Raw genomic sequence first — 16,378 nt, forward strand, 5'->3', positions numbered from 1 at the left:
GCCCGGCGCCTGGGCTTGCGACCCGCACGACACCGGTCAGAAGAGGCTCAGCAGTTCCTCGGCGGTCATCTCGCGGGTCGACTCGTCGCCGGGCAGCGGCAGTTCGAACCAGACCGTCTTGCCGCGGTGGGTGCGCCGGGAGCCCCAGGCGGAGCTGAGCATGGTGACGAGCTGGAGGCCGCGGCCGCCCTCGTCGGTGTCGCGGGCGCGGCGGCGGCGGGGCTGGACGAGGGCGTCGTCCCAGACCTCGCAGACGAGGGTGCGGTCCCGGAGCAGCCGGAGGCGGATGTCGCCCTTGCCGTGCCGGAGGGCGTTGGTGACGAGCTCGCTCACCAGCAGCTCGGTGGTGTCGACCAGGGCTTCGAGGCCCCAGGAGACGAGCCGTTCGCGGGTCAGCTCACGCGCCCGGGCCACGGACTTGGGGTTGGGGTCGAGCGTCCAGTCGCCGACGGAGTCCTCGGCGAGGCCCTGGACGCGCGCCATGAGGAGGGCGATGTCGTCCTCTCCGTGGGCTGTGTCGAGCTCGGCGAGTATGTGGTCGCAGACGTCCTCCAAGGGCCGCTGGGGGTCGTCCAGGGCGGCGCGGAAGGCGGTGAGGCCCTCGTCGAGGGGGTGGTTGCGGGATTCGACGAGGCCGTCCGTGTAGAGGGCGAGGAGCGCGCCGTCCGGGAGGTCGACGTCGATCTCCTCGAAGGGCTCGCCGCCGACCCCGAGCGGCAGGCCCGCGGGGACCTCCAGCAGCAAAGCGGGCTCGCCGGGTTCGACGATGGCCGGGGGAAGGTGGCCGGCGTTGGCGATGGTGACGCGGCGCGTGACGGCGTCGTACACCGCGTACACACACGTGGCGAGGTAGACCTCGGACAGGTCGGAGGCGTCCTTGTCGCGGGCGCGGCGGCTGCCGCCCTCCGCCGGGCCGCCGAGGCCGCGGGCGACCTCGTCCAGGGCCGTGAGGACATCGGCCGGTTCGAGGTCGAGCAGGGCCAGGGTGCGTACGGCGGTGCGGAGTTCGCCCATGGCGACGGCGGCGCGCAGGCCGCGCCCCATGACGTCGCCGACGACGAGGGCGGTGCGGTGGCCGGGCAGTTCGATGACGTCGAACCAGTCGCCGCCGACCTCGGTCTCCATGTTGCCGGGGAGGTAGCGGCAGGCGATGTCCAGACCGGCCGCTTCGGGGTTGCCGGGGGGCAGGAGGCTGCGTTGCAGTATCAGCGCGCGCTCGTGCTCGCGGCGGTAGAGCCGGGCGTTGTCGATACAGACGGCTGCGCGCGAGGCCAACTCCTCGGCGAGCATGCGGTCTCGCTCGTTGAAGGGCTCGCTGCCCTTGGCCCGCGAGAACTGCACAAGCCCCAGCACGGCGTCCCGGGCGACCATCGGCACGGCCAGCGTGGACTGGACGAAGCTGTCGCCCTCGTCGGGTTCCGGCACCTGGGTCTGCGCCGTACGCAGTGCGCTCGCGAAGGGCGAGGAGAACGGATAGCGGTGGACCGCGCCGACCGAGACCGGCCCGACCGGGACGGGTTCGTCGCCCTCCTTGACCGGCGGCAGGAGTCCTACCGGGGCGTCGGACACCGCGCTGGCGAAGGCCACCCGGCGGATCTCGCCGCTGCCGTCGGCGGTGCCGACCGGGCCCTCCTCGCCGGACAGCAGGGACTGGTAGAGGTCCACGGACGCGAGGTCGCAGAAGTGCGGCACGGCAACGTCCAGCAGCTCGCGCGCGGTCGTCTCCAGGTCCAGGCTGCTGCCGATCCGCCGTCCGGCCTCGTTGAGCAGTGCGAGATTGCGCCGGGTGTGCGCGGCCTCGCGCTCCGCACGCTGACGGCCCGTCACATCCTGGGCCAGGCCCGCGACTCCGATCGGCCGCCCGCTACCGCTGTGCAGCCGGTACAGCGACATCGACCAGCGCCGACGGCTGCTCTGCCCGCCGCCACCGTGCTCGCCCCGGTCCCCCACCGTACCGACCAGTGTCATGTTCAGCACCGGGTCGCCGCTCTCCAGGACCTGGCGCAGGGCGGCGGTCAGCCGGTCGCCCTCGACCCGGGAGAGGAAGTCATATGGGGTGCGGCCGCTGTAGTCCTTGACCGGCTTGCCGAAGGTGTCCGCGAAGCGTTCGTTGACCCGCAGCAGCTTCAGATCCGTGCCGAAGAGGACGAAGCCCATCGGGGACTGCCCGAACACCGCCTGCGAGGACGCGATGTCGGTCTCGATCTGCCGCAGTACGCGGACGTCGACGGCGACACAGAGCGCTCCGCGCCCGCCGGTCTCGCTCTCCGAAGGCATGACGTAGATCTCGGCGAGGCCCTCGTGCCCGGTCGCGTCGCGGTAGGGCACGACGCCGATCCACTCACGGCCGTCGAGTATCTGCTCGACGCGGACGTGGGCCCGGTCCTGTACGTCCTCCGGTACGAAGGCGGTGATCGGGTCCTTGCCCACCACCTCGTCGGCGGAGACTCCGAAGAACTCCTCAGCGCGCTCGCTCCACTGCTCGACACGGCCGTCCGGACCCAGGGAGAAGGACGCGACGCGTATGTAGTCGTAGATCGATCCGGGCGGGCTGGACTGCCAGACGTGCCGACGCGGTGCCGCAGGGGTTCGGGGCTCTTCGCCACCCGATGGCTCAACGCTCACGCCCGACCCCTCCAGCTCACACTTACGGACCGGCTCGTGCCGAGTATTCAGCATTCACCCCGTTCCGCACATGGTCTTGTCGATCACAGCATCATCTCAGCACATACGCATACCGCTCTGTGCGCAGTTCAACTACCCTGCCCAGCCTGCGCCGACGCCTCCGGAAGGGGGCGCGTTGGTGGGGGTGATGCGTCACGCCCCGGCCGGGAGCGCCAGTTCGAACCAGACCGTCTTGCCGAGGGGGCCGTGGCGGGTGCCCCAGCGGCGGGAGGCGCGAGCGACCAACTGGAGGCCGCGGCCGCCCTCGTCGTCCTCGGCGGCGGAGCGCTCGCGCGGGGGGTCGGGGAGCGGGTCCGAGACCTCCACCAGCAGCGATGAACCACGCACCATACGGACGCCGATGGGCCCGTGCGCGTACCGCAGGGAGTTCGTGACCAGCTCGCTGACCAGCAGTGCGGTGATGTCGGTCAGCCCCTGCAGCCCCCACCCGGCGAGCGTCTCGCGGACATTCCGCCGCGCCTGCCGCACGGCGCTGGGCTCGGCGGCGAAGGTCCAGGAGGCGGTGGACCCTTCGGGAAGGCCGCCGAGGCGGGCCATCAGCAGGGCGACGTCATCGGGCTCGCGGCCGGGGGGCATGCTGGCGAGGAGGTCGTCGCAGGTGTCCTCCAGGGAGTCGTCCGGCCCGAAGTGACGCAGGACGGCGACGAGCCGGTCGATGCCCTCGGAGATGTCCTCGCCGCGCGCCTCGACCAGGCCGTCGGTGTAGAGCACCAGCACCGCGCCGTCGGGCACCTCGAAATCCGTCGACTCGAACTCCATGCCGCCGACGCCGAGCGGCACGCCCGCCGGAACGTCCAGCTGCCGTACCTCCGCCGTGTCACCGGGGCAGACCAGCATGGGCGGCAGGTGGCCGGCTCTGGCGACGGTGCAGCGGCGGGTCGACGGGTCGTATACCGCATACACGCAGGTCGCCATCCACCCTTCGGCGCGGCTCTGCGCGAGGTCGTCGCCCAGGTCGTTGATCCGGCGCAGCAGCTCATCCGGGGCCATGTCCAGCCCTGCCAGCGTCCTGACCGCCGTACGCAGCCGGCCCATGGTCGCTGCCGCTCGCAGCCCGTGCCCCATCACATCGCCCACGACCAGCGCGATCCGGCCTCCCGCGAGCGGGATGACGTCGAACCAGTCGCCACCGGCCGCCGCCCCGCTGCTGCCGGGCACATAGCGGAAGGCCAGCTGGACTCCGGGCGGCTCGGGCATGCTTTGCGGCAGCAGGCTGCGCTGCAGCATCAGGGCGCCCTCGCGCTCGCGTACGTACAGCCGGGCGTTGTCCAGCGCCGCCCCGGAGCGGTCGGCGAGCTCCATCACCAGCGCGAGGTCGTCCTGGTCGAAGGGCTCCCGGCCCTCGATACGGCTCACCACGAGCACCCCGAGCACGATGCCACGGGCGCGCAGCGGGGCGACCAGCAGTGAGTGCACCCCGAGGTCGACCGCGGCCTGGATCTTGGGATCCCCCGGATACGTCGTGCCACGCAACTGCTCCTCGCCCTCGACCATCTGCGGCTTGCCGGTGTGCAGCACCGTGCCGAAGATGCCCTCCGACGTGACCTTGATGACCTTGCCGATCCCGAGCATCCGGTCGACCAGCGGGCTCTCCTTGATCTTGCCGATGCCCACCTGCCGCATGTCCGTGCTCTCGCTGTAGGGATGCAGCGGCACCTCCCCGCCGTCCGGCACGGCGGGGTGCAGGATCACCCCGCTGAAGTCGCTGAACCGGGGGACGAGAGCCTCCGCCAGCACCTCCGCGATCCGCCGCACGTCGAGCAGGTCCGCGAGCTGCGACCCCACGTCGTTCAGCAGCGCCAGCCGCTGCCGGGCCCGCTCGATCTTGGCGTGCGCGAGCTGCCGCTCGGTCACGTCCATCACCGTGCAGCTGATGCCGAGCACATGGCCCGCGCGGTCCTCCAGACGGTGGTACGAGACCGAGCGGTGCCCGTTGCCGGTCGCGGCCGGCATGATGAAGTCGATCACCGGGCGGCCGGTGGCCAGCACGTGCTTCTGGAGGATCGTCAGCTCCTCGGCCACCTTCGGATGCACGATCTCCTCCGCCCTGCGGCCGATGTGCTCGGCGACCGGGCGGCCGTTCATGATGGCCAGAGCCTCGTTGACGCGTACGTAGCGCAGATCGGTGTCGAAGATCGCGACGCCGAGCGGCGAGCTGCCGAAGAGGCTGTCCAGCGCGGCGAGATCGTGCTCGAGGATCTGCAGCTGGCTGATCTCGGCGATCGACGCCAGGACGAAGGGGCGGCCGTCGCCGTCAACCAGCAGCGAGGCCCTCGCCTCGACCTGCACCGCGTGTCCGTCGCGGTGCCGCAGCGACAGGACGCCCGTCCACCGCCCGGACCGCAGCAGCTCAGCGAGGATTTGCTCGGCCGGCCCCGGGGCCGGCACCGCGGACATCCGTCGTTCGTGCGCCCCAGCCACGTCCGTGACCAGCAGTCCGGTGAGCCGGCGCCCGACGATGTGCTCACCCGCCCAGCCCAGCATCTCCTCCGCCAGCGGGCTCCACAGCAGCACGCGGCCGCTGGTGTCCAGCATGACGACGGCGACCCGCAGTGTGTCCAGCAGCGTCCCGGCCTTGCGAGCCCCCTCGCCGTACGGCCCCGGGTGCAGTCCCGTCCCCTTCCGGGCACGCGCGCTCCCGGCCCCCGACACCCCCGGCTCCTCCCGGGCCTCTCCGATCCCACTGCCGTCAACGCTGGCGCTCACGCCCTCCACATCCCGACCGGGTCGGGCCGGCTTCCCGGCCATTAGCGGATCAATCCCCCCATACCCGATATTCCGCCCGTGCTACCGCTCAGCCGCCGACGGCCTGCCGCTCCGGACGAGCCGCGCCGCCGCCCATGCGACCGCTGGGCGGTCCTGGTCGAGCCAGTCGACGGAGTCGATGTCGTCGGGGGTGAGCCAGCGGAGCTGGTCATGGTCCTCGAGGGGTTCGGGGGTGCCGGCGAGGATGCGGGCGGTCCAGACCTGAAGGACGTAGCCGGGCTTGGGAAGCGGCCACTCCCCCGGGACGGGTTCGAGGGGTTCGGCGTGGATGCCGAGTTCTTCGTGGAGTTCGCGCACGAGGGCGTTCTCGACCGACTCGCCGGATTCGACCTTGCCGCCGGTTCTTTAGGCTATTCTCATCTGTCGGTTCCTTACGCATCACCCTCGGAGCTGCGCACGTGAACACCCTGGAACGCTGGACCGTCGACTTCTACGACTTCACCGCCCCACCACCTGTCACCGCAGATCCCCAGCTCCCCGATCTCGGTGATCTGCACACCAGAGCCGCCCGGAACGGGGCCCGCCACGGCACCCCCGTGATCCTGCCGCCGTCCGGCCGCCCGGATTCCCGGATCAACCTCTTCTTCCGGGAGGGGCGTATGGCCACCTCCCAGCCCGGCACCTGGCGACGCTACGCCTACACCCTCGTGGTTTGGCTGGACTTCCTGGACGCCATCGGCGCGACCTGGGACCGGGCCACGGTCCGTGACGTCGAGGCGTTCAAGGACTGGCGCATCACCGACGCCCGGAACACGGAGCGGGTGCGGGCCACGTCGTTCGACACCGACCGCGCCGGCCTCAACAGCTTCTACACCTGGGCGAGTTCCCGGTTCGGCATCACGAATCCGGTCGCGACCGTGCGCGCCGACGACGAGGCGGCGACGCGACAGGCGTACGGGCGCGGGCGCCGGGATCCACTGCGCCCGGCCGGCTCGACGAGCCGCCAGGTGAAGTGGCTGCTGCGGGATGCCCTGGAGCAGTGGCGCGACATCGGGCTTCGCAGCTACGGCTTCGACGGTCTGCGGCGTCCCGGCCGACAGGCCGGAGGCTTCAATGAGGACCGGGACGCGGCCTTCGTCGACGGCCTGTACGGAACTGGGCTGCGGCTTCGCGAATGGGCGAGCATCCTCGACGTCGAGCTCCCCGACTCGGGCGGCGAGCGGATGGGCACGGCGTGGCTCGCGGCCAAGTGCGTCAAGGGCGGGCGTGACGGCCGGACGTACTGGATCCCGCGGCAGGTGCTGCGTGCGGTCGAGGGCTACCTGGATCCGCTGGAGGGATCCAGGGCCGAGGTGATCCGCCGCGCCCAGCGGCAGGGACGGTACGAGCGACTGTCCGGCGTATGCGTCGTCACCGGTCACGATCCCCGCACCCGGCAGCTGCGCGTGACCACTGCGGACGGCTCGGAGACCGTGGCCCTGGACGCGCTGGCACCGGACGACCGCCGCCTGCTGTTCCGCCGTACGCCACAGGGGCTGGAGCCGTTGTGGGTCTGGCTGTCGGTGAACGGCCTGCCGAAGAAGCCGCACAGCTGGGAGGACACCTTCGACGCGGCGAACCGGCGGGTCGCACAGGCCTGGCTGCGGAAGACCGATTCGGAAGGGCGGCTGAGCGAAGAGCAGCAGGAGCAGGTGCGGCGCGAGTGTCCGCTGTGGGCAACGCCCCACATGTGCCGGCACTCCTTCGCCCTGAAGTGGTTCTCGATCCTGTCACTCCTTGAGGAGCGCCGTCTGGAGGGCTTCTCTCCCGACGAGATCGAGGACTTCCGCGACCAGCTCGGGGATATCTGGCTGCAGCTGGCCGTACTTCTCGGGCACCGTCATCCGGACACCACACGCGAGTACTACCTGGAGCCCTTCACCGGCCTGCAGGTCTCGTACCTGATGGCGCTCCTGGACGACGACGAGAGGTCAGGGGTGGACACGCTGGTGCGAATCTTCGCGCGGCACGGCGGGTCGGTCGTGGGGCCGGTCGTCGCCGCCGGGGCGGCGCGGTGAGGGGCGGGCGCCGGGCCGCGCTGCCGCCGTCCGACTGGTCTCCGCCCGAGCGGCTGCCCGGTGGGGTGTCAGCAGCGGTGGTGCTGTTCCATGAGGAGTGCACCGGGCGCACCGTCCGGTTCGACTGCTCCGACCTGCCGGTCTCCGAGCTGGTACGGGACTGGCTGGTCCGGCGGCTGGCCGAGCGCGCCGGTGCCCGCAGCGGGGTGAAGCGCGCGAAGTCCTTCCGCAGCGGCTACCAGGTCGTCCGCGACTTCGCCCAGACCCTCGCGCGGTGCGAACCGCCACCGGGGCACCCGGCGGATATCACGGCTGCGCACATCAGAGCCTTCACGTCCCGGTACTCGGATCCGCAGACCCGACGTACCTGTGTGGCCCGGCTGCGGATCGTGCTGCGCGGCTGCGCGGAGCTTCCCGAAGCCGCGCGACGCGAGCTGTTCGAGACACGGCTGCCCGTCAAGAAGGTGTCCGAGCAGATCACGGGTTACTCCGAGGGTGAGTGGCAGCAGATCATGACCGCGCTACGGCGGGATGTCCGGTTGTGCAGGGACCGGGTCCGGGGCAGCCTGCAGCTTCTGGAGCGGTTCCACGCAGGTGAACTGGTACCGGACGGCGCCGAGGCGGAACTGGGCAGCCTGCTCGACCGCTTCGCCACCACCGGCGATCTGCCGCGCGGGCGTGACGGTGGAGGAACTCCCGAGGTCAAACGGCACGGCGGCGTGGTGACTGTGATGCGCATGCTGTCGCTGTCCCAGCAGGAGGCCAGCGCTTTCGCCCTGCTCCTGGCTGCGCTGACTGCCGAGAACCTCGGCACCGTGGCGAAGTGGCCCGCGGTGTACCGCCGGACGGGCGGTGGGGCAGGAACTCCGTCAGCGGCCCTGGTGGAACAGCGCAAACCTCGCCGTGGCCCGGAGCGGGAACACCGAGTGGCTGCCGTCGAGAACCTCCCCGCGTCTCTGAACTCCGTCCTGGAACAGACCTACGGAGTCGATCCGCTGTTCCACTCCCCGTTGCGGGTCTATGATCTGCTGCTCGAACTGACCGCTCCCGCCCGGCGGATCACGGGCAGCACCGGAGCGTTCGTGAACCGCCGCGTCAGCGACCGGAGCGGGCAGGGGACGTGCTGGTCGGACGAGATCCGTGTCGAGCGGTGGGCCAGAACCCGAGGTTTCCCTCCCGTCACCCGCGACGGCGAGCAGGGGCTGCCCGGGATCGACGTACGTCGTATCCGCCAGACTGCGCTGGAGATCCAGCGACGCCCTGTGTCGCACCAGCGGAGCACCCTGCGCGACCACTACCTCCAGCGCAGCCGGACGGTACGCGAGCAGAGCCAGAAAGTGGTGGCCGAGGCGCTGCAGGAGCAGGTGGCCAAGGCGCGTACCGCTGCTGAAGTCGTCGTGCTCTCTCCCCGACTGCTCTCGCTCGCGGCCCAGGACCCGAGCACAGCAGCAGCCGAGGCCGGGTTCGATCCAGCAGTTCTGAAGAGCATGGCCTGCGGGGAACGGGACACCGGTGTTGTCGCCTGCCGCGATCACCGTGAGAGCCCCCATGCCGCCGCCGGCGAAGCATGCCCGGCCTCGTTCCTGAACGGCTGCCTGAACTGCGCCAACGCGCGGGCTTTGCCGCACCACCTCCCGGTCCAGATCGCACTGCACGACCGGCTCGCAGCACTGCGGCCCAACCTGGATCCGCCGGTGTGGGAAGCCCGCTACGCGAAGCCAATGGCCCAGCTGCGCGACATCCTCACCCACTACAGCGCGGCCGAACAGAACCAGGCGCGCGCATCGGTCACCGACCGCCACCACACCCTGATCTCCGCTCTCCTGGACGGACGGACCGACCTGCGATGACAACCCCCGCTCGCCTCTCCGCCCCGGCCGTGGCGACCCCCGTCCCCTGGCCCGACGACAGCGTGTCCGTACTGCGGAACCGGCCGGTCAGGCTCGGCACGGACCCCGCCTCGCTGTCCCGCTTCGGCGATGACGACTGGAACATCCGCCCAGCTCACCGCGATGCCCACACGACCATCTGCAACCTCAATCTCCGTGTCTTCCCCGAGCCCCTGCGCCGCCAGTTCCGCGCTGTCCTGCTGGCCGCGCTCGACCATCCGCAGCCCGTCGAGCCCGGGGGCCGTCAGCGGTCCGCCGAGTACATCGGCATCGGTTCGATGCCCGTACTCGCCCGCGGCCTGCAGTTGTTCGCCCACTGGATGCACCTGCAAGGCGTCCGGCAGATCGCCGACATCACCGATCACGACCTGGACGTCTACCTGCAGCACATCACCGGAACGACCACCCCGCTCAGACAACAGGCGAACACCTTGAACTCAGTGCGCACCCTCTGGCTCTTCCGCGACGTACTGCCCGCCTCCTGCCGCCTCGCCGCACAGTTCCCCTGGCCGGGGCGTACCGCCAACGAACTCGTCGGCCTGCGTACATCGAACGGGGAGAACAAGCGCCCCCGCATCCAGGACGACACCATGGAGGCACTGCTTGCCTGGTCGCTTCACATGGTGGAGGAGATCGGGCCCGACATCCGCGATGCCTGGCAGGAGTACACCCTGCTGTGCCGGGGAGAGCACTCCTCCCAAGCCATCTACGTCGGCACCGCCGGTCCCCGTCTGCGCGCCTACGTCGACCAATGCCGCCGGACCTGCACACCCCTGCCCGGCATCCCCGGCCCCGACGGGCCCCGTATCAACTACGGCCACGTACTGCGGCTGATCGGCCTGGACGGCAAAGGAGCGTTCAGCCCGGCCCAGAAGCGGTGGTTGGCCGGGCAGGGACTTCCAGTCGCCGAGCACAGCACGGTAGGTGTCATCACGGGGCAGATCCAGGGGCGTCCCTGGCGAGACACGCCTCTGGCCATCGGCGAACTGTCCGGCCTGTGGCGCCGCCTGGCCGGGGCCCTGTTCACCGTCGTCTGCTATCTCTCCGGGATGCGCCCTGGCGAGGTGCTGTCGCTGCGCCGCGGCTGCTGTGATACGGACGAGGCAACCGGGCAGCTGGTCATGCACGGCCACCGCGGCAAGGGGTACGACCGTGCCCCGGACACCCCCGACGCGGCCGAGCCCACCCGCCCGTGGGTCGTCGTCGGCGTCGTCCACGAGGCCATCGCCCTCCTGGAGTCCCTGCACGACCAGCCGCATCTCTTCCCCGCGCAGCTGCGTGTGGGCATGTTCCGTCCGTCCGCCACGCACGCCCGCACCTGCTCCTCGGTCAACCGGGACATTGCCGACTTCGCCGCCTGGGTGAACCAGACTTTCCGCCGCGCCGACGGCAGTGCACCGATCCCCGACGACCCCGCCGGAAACCTCAACGCCAGCCGCTTCCGCCGCACCCTGGCCCGGTTCATCGTCCGCCGCCCGCGCGGTCTCATCGCCGCCGCCCTCCAGTACGGGCACGTCGACACCAAGGTGACGCTCAATTACGCGGGCGCACCGGACACCGAGTGGCTCCAGGACGTCGCGGTCGAGAAGCTCGAACTCGTCCTGGAACAGATCAGCGACGACGCCCAGCGGCTCGCGGCAGGCGAACACGTCAGCGGGCCGTCCGCCGACGAGTACCGCCGCAGGGTCGTCGGCTCCGCCGACTTCCCCGGCCGTACGGTCATCAGCCCTCGCAGCGCCGAGCGGCTCCTGGGCAGCACTGACCCCCAGGTGCACCACGGCGAGGGCATGACCTGTGTCTGGCGCCCCGAGACGGCGGCCTGCCGCGCCGCCCGCCTCGCCCAGGGCCTGCCCGAACCAGCCGGTCCGGACGAGCGCGAGTGCCGCTCCACCTGCACCAATCTGGCCTTCACCGACCGGGACATCACCCGCCGCAAGCAGGATCTCCACGACCTGAAGGCGACCGCGTCCGACCCGCTCGCGCCCCGGCCCCTGCGCGACCGAGCCGCTGCGCAGGCCGAACGCATCGCCTCCCTTGTACACCGCCACGAACAGCACCGCAACGAAGGAGCCCCGGCATGACCACCCGCCGCCCCCGCGACCTCGACGGCGAACGTGCCTCCTTGCAGGCCGCCGCCGACCGGCTCCTCGAAGGCACCCCGCTGCACTCGGCGTCCGGCCGTCTCACCGTCACCGAGCTGCTGCGCGAGTCCGGCCTGCGCCGGGATGTCGTCTACGGTGACCACAAAGACTTGGTCGAGGAGTTCCAGGCCCGCGTACGAGCACAACAGCGGACGCCTGCGATCTCGCAGTCACTGGCCGACGAAAACGCCCAGCTGCAACAGAAGCTGGCGGATACGGCAGCCGCCCTAGCCAAGGAGCGCGAGATCACTGCGGCTCTACGCCGCCTCGTCGCCGAACTCGGCCTGGAACTCCACGCGATGCGGGAGGAGTCCGGTCCAGCACGCGTCACCGCCCTGCCGCCCCGGCGGCGGACGAGCCGTAAAGGGTGACCGTCGGCCGTGTTGCCCCGTTCGGCGGAAGATCCGAAAAATGACAGACGTCGATCGAGGCCAGACCCACTGACGAGAGGAGTAAAGGCGTGAGGTACGTGCTGAACCTATGGCGTCAGATGCTCGGCGAGGTGCCCGAGTCGGTCTGGCAGCGAACCGAGCTCAGCGTGCTGATCCTCGCGGAGACCGGGCTCACCGCGCTGTCACCGGGGATCGGAAGGCTGCATCGGCTGAGGACCCTGGATCTGGGCCACAACGCGCTCCCCTCGGTTCCCGACGAGCTGGGTGATCTGTCCGGGCTCTGCGACTGCCTCTACCTGCACGACAACCGTTTGACACAGCTGCCGCAGACGCTGGGGCGGCTGACACGACTGCGCTACCTCAACATCGGTGAGAACCAGCTGACCGCCCTGCCTGATGCCATCGGCGGGATGGGCGACCTCATCGAGCTGCGAGCGCAGCACAACCAACTGAGCACGCTGCCCGCCTCGATCGGTGAACTCGGCAACCTGCGCGAGCTCTGGCTCCGCGGAAACGCCATCGAGTACCTGCCGTCATCCGTTGGCGAACTCCGCGAACTGCGGCACCTGGACCTTCACGAGAACACACTCTCCGAGCTACCCCGGGCGCTGGCCGGCCTCCCCCTCCTACGGCAGATCGACCTCCGGAGCAACCGGCTCAGCCGTCTGCCGGACTGGCTGGCCCAGATGCCCTCCCTGGAGAAACTGGATCTGCGCTGGAACGAGATCGATCTCTCTCAACCGCTGCTGACTGAACTGGAGCATCGGGGGTGTGTGGTTCTGGCATGAACACGTTTCGGCTGCCGGCCAACGATCACGCCAAGTCGCCACGGGACTTCAGGTCGTCGAAGAGTTCCTGGTCGACAGGCGGTACTTCCGCCCGGTCCGCATACGAGAACCAGGCCACTTCCTCGATCTCGCTGCTCGGGACTAGCTCGCCCTGGTAGTCGCCCGAGTAGCAGGCCATGCGCACCACAGCGCCCTCAGGTGAGCCGGGTACCTCCGCCTCGTACGTGCCCACATGGGTGACGGTCTCCGGAACTAGCAGGACCGTCAGTTCCTCCTTGATCTCGCGCACCAGCGTTTCGAGATCACTCTCCGCGCCCTCCCGCTTGCCGCCCGGGATGTAGAAGACATCCTTCCCGCTCGGCCGTGCGCACAGGATCCGGCCGTCCTCGATCCGCACCCACGCCACCGTGTCGATCAGCATTGCCGGAGCCTCTTCTCACTCTCCACAGAACATGGCCGAAAGGGACCCTATCGGCACCGCGCAGCACGCCAGACAGCCTCCGGTGCCGACCGACACACATTGCCCCGACAACCGGCTTGCCTAATGAACGCCGGGGAGTTCCCAGCGGCCCGCGAGCTCGGGCGGGGCGCTGCGGCGGGCGGCGAGAAGGCGCCCCTGGTCGAAGAGGGCCGCACCGACGACGACCACGCGCTCAGTCATGCGCGGCACTCTATGACGCGCGCTGGTCTATTCGCTCGACCACGTACAGCTGCCGGTGACCCCGGGCGTCGAGCGCGTCCGCGATGCGCTCGGCCTCCTCGCGGGTGGCGTAGCGGCCGACGCGGTAGCGGTTGCCGTTGTCGTCCTGGCGGATGACGACCCAGAGGAGCTCGCTCATCGGGCGGCTCTCACCCCCTCGATGTCGTGGAGGTGGGCGACGTTGGCGAGGTCGTCCGCCTCTCGGCTCGGCGCGCCGGCGAACCAGGCGTCGAGGATCTCCTTGAGCAGTGGCTCGCTGGTCAGCCGCAGGCTCAGGGCGAGGGCGTTGGCGTCGTTCCAGCGGCGGGCGCCGTCGGCGGTGTAGGCGTCGGTGCAGAGGGCGGCGCGGACGCCGGGGAGCTTGTTGGCGGCGATGGAGGCGCCGGTGCCGGTCCAGCAGCAGACCACGGCCTGGTCGGCCTCGCCGGAGGAGACCGCCTGAGCGGCGGCCTCGGCACTCCAGGCCCAGTCGTGCCGGTCGCCCGGGCGCAGGGCCCCGTATGCGAGCACGGTGTGACCGCGCAGTCGCAGCTCGTCGATGACGGTGCGGGCGACAGGCTCGTCGATGTCCGAGGAAACGGCGATGCGCATATGCCGGAGCCTACGCCCGAACGTGACACTGCGGACACGTTCGGACGGGAACCGACTCGAACGAGCCATGTTCCGTACGGGAGTTGACTGATTCGGTCCGGCGAGATCAGGACCGGACAGCCGGCCCGGTCGCCGCGTACATCACTTGACCGGCAGGTGATACGCCACCCGGTAGCGGTCGGCCGGAACGACGAGGTCTGCCGTCTCCACCGGCAGCCCCGACGCGTAGTAGGTCCGCTGGATCTCGATGACGACATGTCCCGGGACCCCGCCCAGAAGTGAGGTCTCCTCCGCGAGCCCCGGACGGGCGCCGACATCCTCGGTCACATGGTCGACGACCACATCCAGGGCCGCCATGCGCTGCACGACGCCCTGCCCGCCCACCGGCCCCTCCTCGGGCAGCATCGCGGGGGTGCGACCGGTGACCGCCAGTGGCTCCCACGAGGTGGAGAGCATCATCGGCTCGCCCTCGGTCCGGAAGAGGTAGTTGGTGCGCATCACCCGGTCGCCGGGCTGGATGCGCAGCCGCTCCGCGATCCGGGGCGTGGCCGTGGCCTGGACGCTGCTCGACTCCCATGTGCCCTTGAAGCCCTCGTCCCCCTGCTCCTGCCGGAAGGGCGTGGACTGACCGGCGGCCGGGTGGTAGCCCGTACGGATGATCCGGCGGGGCTCCGGGCGCTCCCGTACGTACGTCCCCGAGCCCGAGCGGCCCTCGACGAAGCCCTCGGCCATCAGCACCTTGCGCGCTTCGAGGGCGACGGTGTCCGACACCCCGTACTCGGTACGGATGCGGGCCTGGGAGGGAAGCCTGGTGTGCGGCGGGAGGGTGCCGTCGAGGATCTTCCGTCGCAGATCGTCGGCGACGCGAAGGTACGCGGGCTGCTCACCGAAAGGCACGTGCCACTCCCTCGGGTTGACGGACAGCAACAGCTTCGCAACTGAGGGTGGTCAACCGCAAGTCATGGCTAGAGATTCACGCAGTGTCAGCTGAGCAGCTCGAAGCACGCGATGGCCGCGCGGGCGTGCTGCTCGGCCTGGTGCCGCACCGGGATCCAGCGGGCGCGGTGAGCCGTCTCGTACGAGCGGCACCAGTCGGTGACGAGGTGTTCGAGGCGCCCCCGCATCTCCGCGAGGGCGAAGGACGGCTCGGCCACACCGCGTACGAAACGCAGCAGCATGGACGCGGCGCGCAGCGGCAGCCGCTGGGTGTAGATCTCGACGCTGCTCACCCGGGCCCGGGTCATCACGGGCAGTGGCGGGCCCCCCGGACGGCGCAGGGACGGATCCCAGTCCGCGGCGAGCTGCGGGCCGACGGCGGCGATCTCGGCGGCGGCCCGCAGCAGGGGCCCGGCGTCGCGGTCGGCGACGAGGGGGCGGACCTCGGCGATGAGGCGCTGCACGAGGTGGCTGCCGTGCCGCAACGTGTCACCGGCGGTGCGCAAAGCCCCCTCGGCGGCGGGGTGCGGGGAGACGTCCGAGGCGCTGTCGCAGGCCCACATGGGGACTTCGGCGATCGCGGTGACGCCGCCGTAGCGGTGGAGATACGTCCACGTGGAGTGGTCGGCGTCCTCCCGGGAGCGCGAGCCGCTCGGCGGCGGCATGACGTAGACGCCGGGTCCCGGGCTCGGCCAGTGGAAGGCGTCGGAGGAGCCTGCCTCCAGGGGGATGTCGAACTCGGCGGCGGACTTGGCGATGCGCTCGGCCAGCCGGGGGATGTCACGGGTGAGCTGTACGAAGCTGCCGCCTACATCGATGCCGTGCAGGGAGATCTGCAGCACCGGGCGCAGCTCGTCGATGACCTCTATCAGCGCCCGCGTCTCGGGCAGGGCCCCGCTGAGGCGGCCGTCGGCGGCCAGCCACTCGGGCTGCTCGGCAGCGCACGGCCGGAAGAAGTGCCGGTAGTGGCCGAGCATGGTGAACTCGCCCTCGGGGACCGCCTCGTTGAGTCTCGCGCCGTCCGGGTCGGCGCAGAGCAGGAAGTGCCAGGCGGCGTCGGCCCCGGCCAGCAGCCGGTCCTCGACAACGACCCGCTCGGCGAGCCGCAGCACGGTGGCGCCGCCGACCATCTCGTTGGCGTGCGGGCCCGCCACCACCAGGACATTGCGCTGCCCGTGCCCCACGGACAGCAGCCACAATGGCTCCCCCGCCCGGGACCTTCCGACCTGCCGCAACCGGCACAGCCACGGCCAGCGGGAGGCAAGTTGGCGCGCTGCTGCGGTGACCTCGTCCACGGTGGGATATCGATCGCGGGCGAGGCCTTCCCCCCATGCCTTCATTCAGTTCCCCCGGGCGCACTGGTGCAGTCTTTGACTGGATTCTTCCAATTCGCCCTCACTGGAGGCTAGAGCGCGTCGGAAGGCGGTCCCCTTTCTTTCTGGGGCGAGTTCGTCTCCGCTGCGCTCAGCCACTGTGGGGGCACTCCGCTTCGG

General features: G+C 70.6%; 12 protein-coding genes and 2 pseudogenes. 5 read left to right on the top strand and 9 right to left on the bottom strand.

The window, feature by feature from the left end:
- Positions 1 to 36: 36 nt before the first annotated feature.
- The 3 genes and pseudogenes from EFK10_RS18290 to EFK10_RS18300 all read right to left on the bottom strand — a co-directional run.
- Positions 37 to 2,679: a SpoIIE family protein phosphatase gene (locus tag EFK10_RS18290; RefSeq protein WP_127356756.1), complete on the bottom strand. Its 2,643-nt coding sequence runs from the start codon at positions 2,677 to 2,679 to the stop codon at positions 37 to 39.
- Positions 2,680 to 2,817: 138 nt separating this feature from the next.
- Positions 2,818 to 5,391, bottom strand: coding sequence for a SpoIIE family protein phosphatase (locus tag EFK10_RS18295; protein ID WP_240677290.1), 2,574 nt, complete (start codon positions 5,389 to 5,391; stop codon positions 2,818 to 2,820).
- Positions 5,392 to 5,472: 81 nt separating this feature from the next.
- A pseudogene (locus EFK10_RS18300) lies at positions 5,473 to 5,790 on the bottom strand (NUDIX domain-containing protein); the annotation flags it as partial.
- 59 nt (positions 5,791 to 5,849) lie between these two features.
- On the opposite strand from EFK10_RS18300, the gene EFK10_RS18305 reads away from it, so the two are divergent.
- From EFK10_RS18305 to EFK10_RS18325, 5 genes are all read left to right on the top strand, one after another.
- Positions 5,850 to 7,448, top strand: coding sequence for a site-specific integrase (locus EFK10_RS18305; protein ID WP_240677291.1), 1,599 nt, complete (start codon positions 5,850 to 5,852; stop codon positions 7,446 to 7,448).
- Entirely contained in the window at positions 7,445 to 9,298 is a 1,854-nt protein-coding gene (locus EFK10_RS18310) for a hypothetical protein (protein WP_206305496.1), read from the top strand. The genes EFK10_RS18305 and EFK10_RS18310 overlap by 4 nt, the downstream gene beginning before the upstream one ends.
- Positions 9,295 to 11,418, top strand: a complete 2,124-nt coding sequence (locus EFK10_RS18315; protein WP_206305497.1) for a site-specific integrase — start codon at positions 9,295 to 9,297, stop codon at positions 11,416 to 11,418. The genes EFK10_RS18310 and EFK10_RS18315 overlap by 4 nt, the downstream gene beginning before the upstream one ends.
- Entirely contained in the window at positions 11,415 to 11,849 is a 435-nt protein-coding gene (locus EFK10_RS18320) for a hypothetical protein (protein ID WP_127356759.1), read from the top strand. Before EFK10_RS18315 ends, EFK10_RS18320 begins: the two co-directional genes overlap by 4 nt.
- A gap of 89 nt (positions 11,850 to 11,938) precedes the next feature.
- Positions 11,939 to 12,658 (top strand): leucine-rich repeat domain-containing protein, encoded by a 720-nt coding sequence (locus EFK10_RS18325; protein ID WP_240677292.1) that lies wholly within the window; start codon positions 11,939 to 11,941, stop codon positions 12,656 to 12,658.
- A 25-nt stretch (positions 12,659 to 12,683) separates the two neighbouring features.
- Here the strand turns inward: EFK10_RS18325 and EFK10_RS18330 are convergent, their stop codons facing one another.
- The 6 genes and pseudogenes from EFK10_RS18330 to EFK10_RS18355 all read right to left on the bottom strand — a co-directional run bounded on the left by EFK10_RS18330 (position 12,684) and on the right by EFK10_RS18355 (position 16,225).
- Complete coding sequence (locus EFK10_RS18330; RefSeq protein ID WP_127356760.1) at positions 12,684 to 13,079, bottom strand: NUDIX hydrolase; 396 nt, start codon at positions 13,077 to 13,079, stop codon at positions 12,684 to 12,686.
- 129 nt (positions 13,080 to 13,208) lie between these two features.
- Positions 13,209 to 13,319: pseudogene (locus EFK10_RS18335) on the bottom strand (DNA mismatch repair protein MutT); the annotation flags it as partial.
- Positions 13,320 to 13,329: 10 nt separating this feature from the next.
- Positions 13,330 to 13,497, bottom strand: coding sequence for an SPOR domain-containing protein (locus tag EFK10_RS18340; protein WP_127356761.1), 168 nt, complete (start codon positions 13,495 to 13,497; stop codon positions 13,330 to 13,332).
- Entirely contained in the window at positions 13,494 to 13,949 is a 456-nt protein-coding gene (locus EFK10_RS18345; RefSeq protein ID WP_127356762.1) for an RpiB/LacA/LacB family sugar-phosphate isomerase, read from the bottom strand. The genes EFK10_RS18340 and EFK10_RS18345 overlap by 4 nt, the downstream gene beginning before the upstream one ends.
- Before the next feature lie 141 nt (positions 13,950 to 14,090).
- Entirely contained in the window at positions 14,091 to 14,846 is a 756-nt protein-coding gene (locus EFK10_RS18350) for a GntR family transcriptional regulator (RefSeq protein WP_127356763.1), read from the bottom strand.
- A gap of 86 nt (positions 14,847 to 14,932) precedes the next feature.
- On the bottom strand, positions 14,933 to 16,225 hold the full coding sequence (locus EFK10_RS18355; RefSeq protein ID WP_127356764.1) for a M14 family zinc carboxypeptidase: 1,293 nt from the start codon (positions 16,223 to 16,225) through the stop codon (positions 14,933 to 14,935).
- Positions 16,226 to 16,378: the final 153 nt, after the last annotated feature.

The sequence above is a fragment of the Streptomyces soli genome (genome assembly GCF_003999195.1).
In the GTDB taxonomy this organism is placed as follows: Bacteria; Actinomycetota; Actinomycetes; order Streptomycetales; family Streptomycetaceae; genus Actinacidiphila; species Actinacidiphila soli.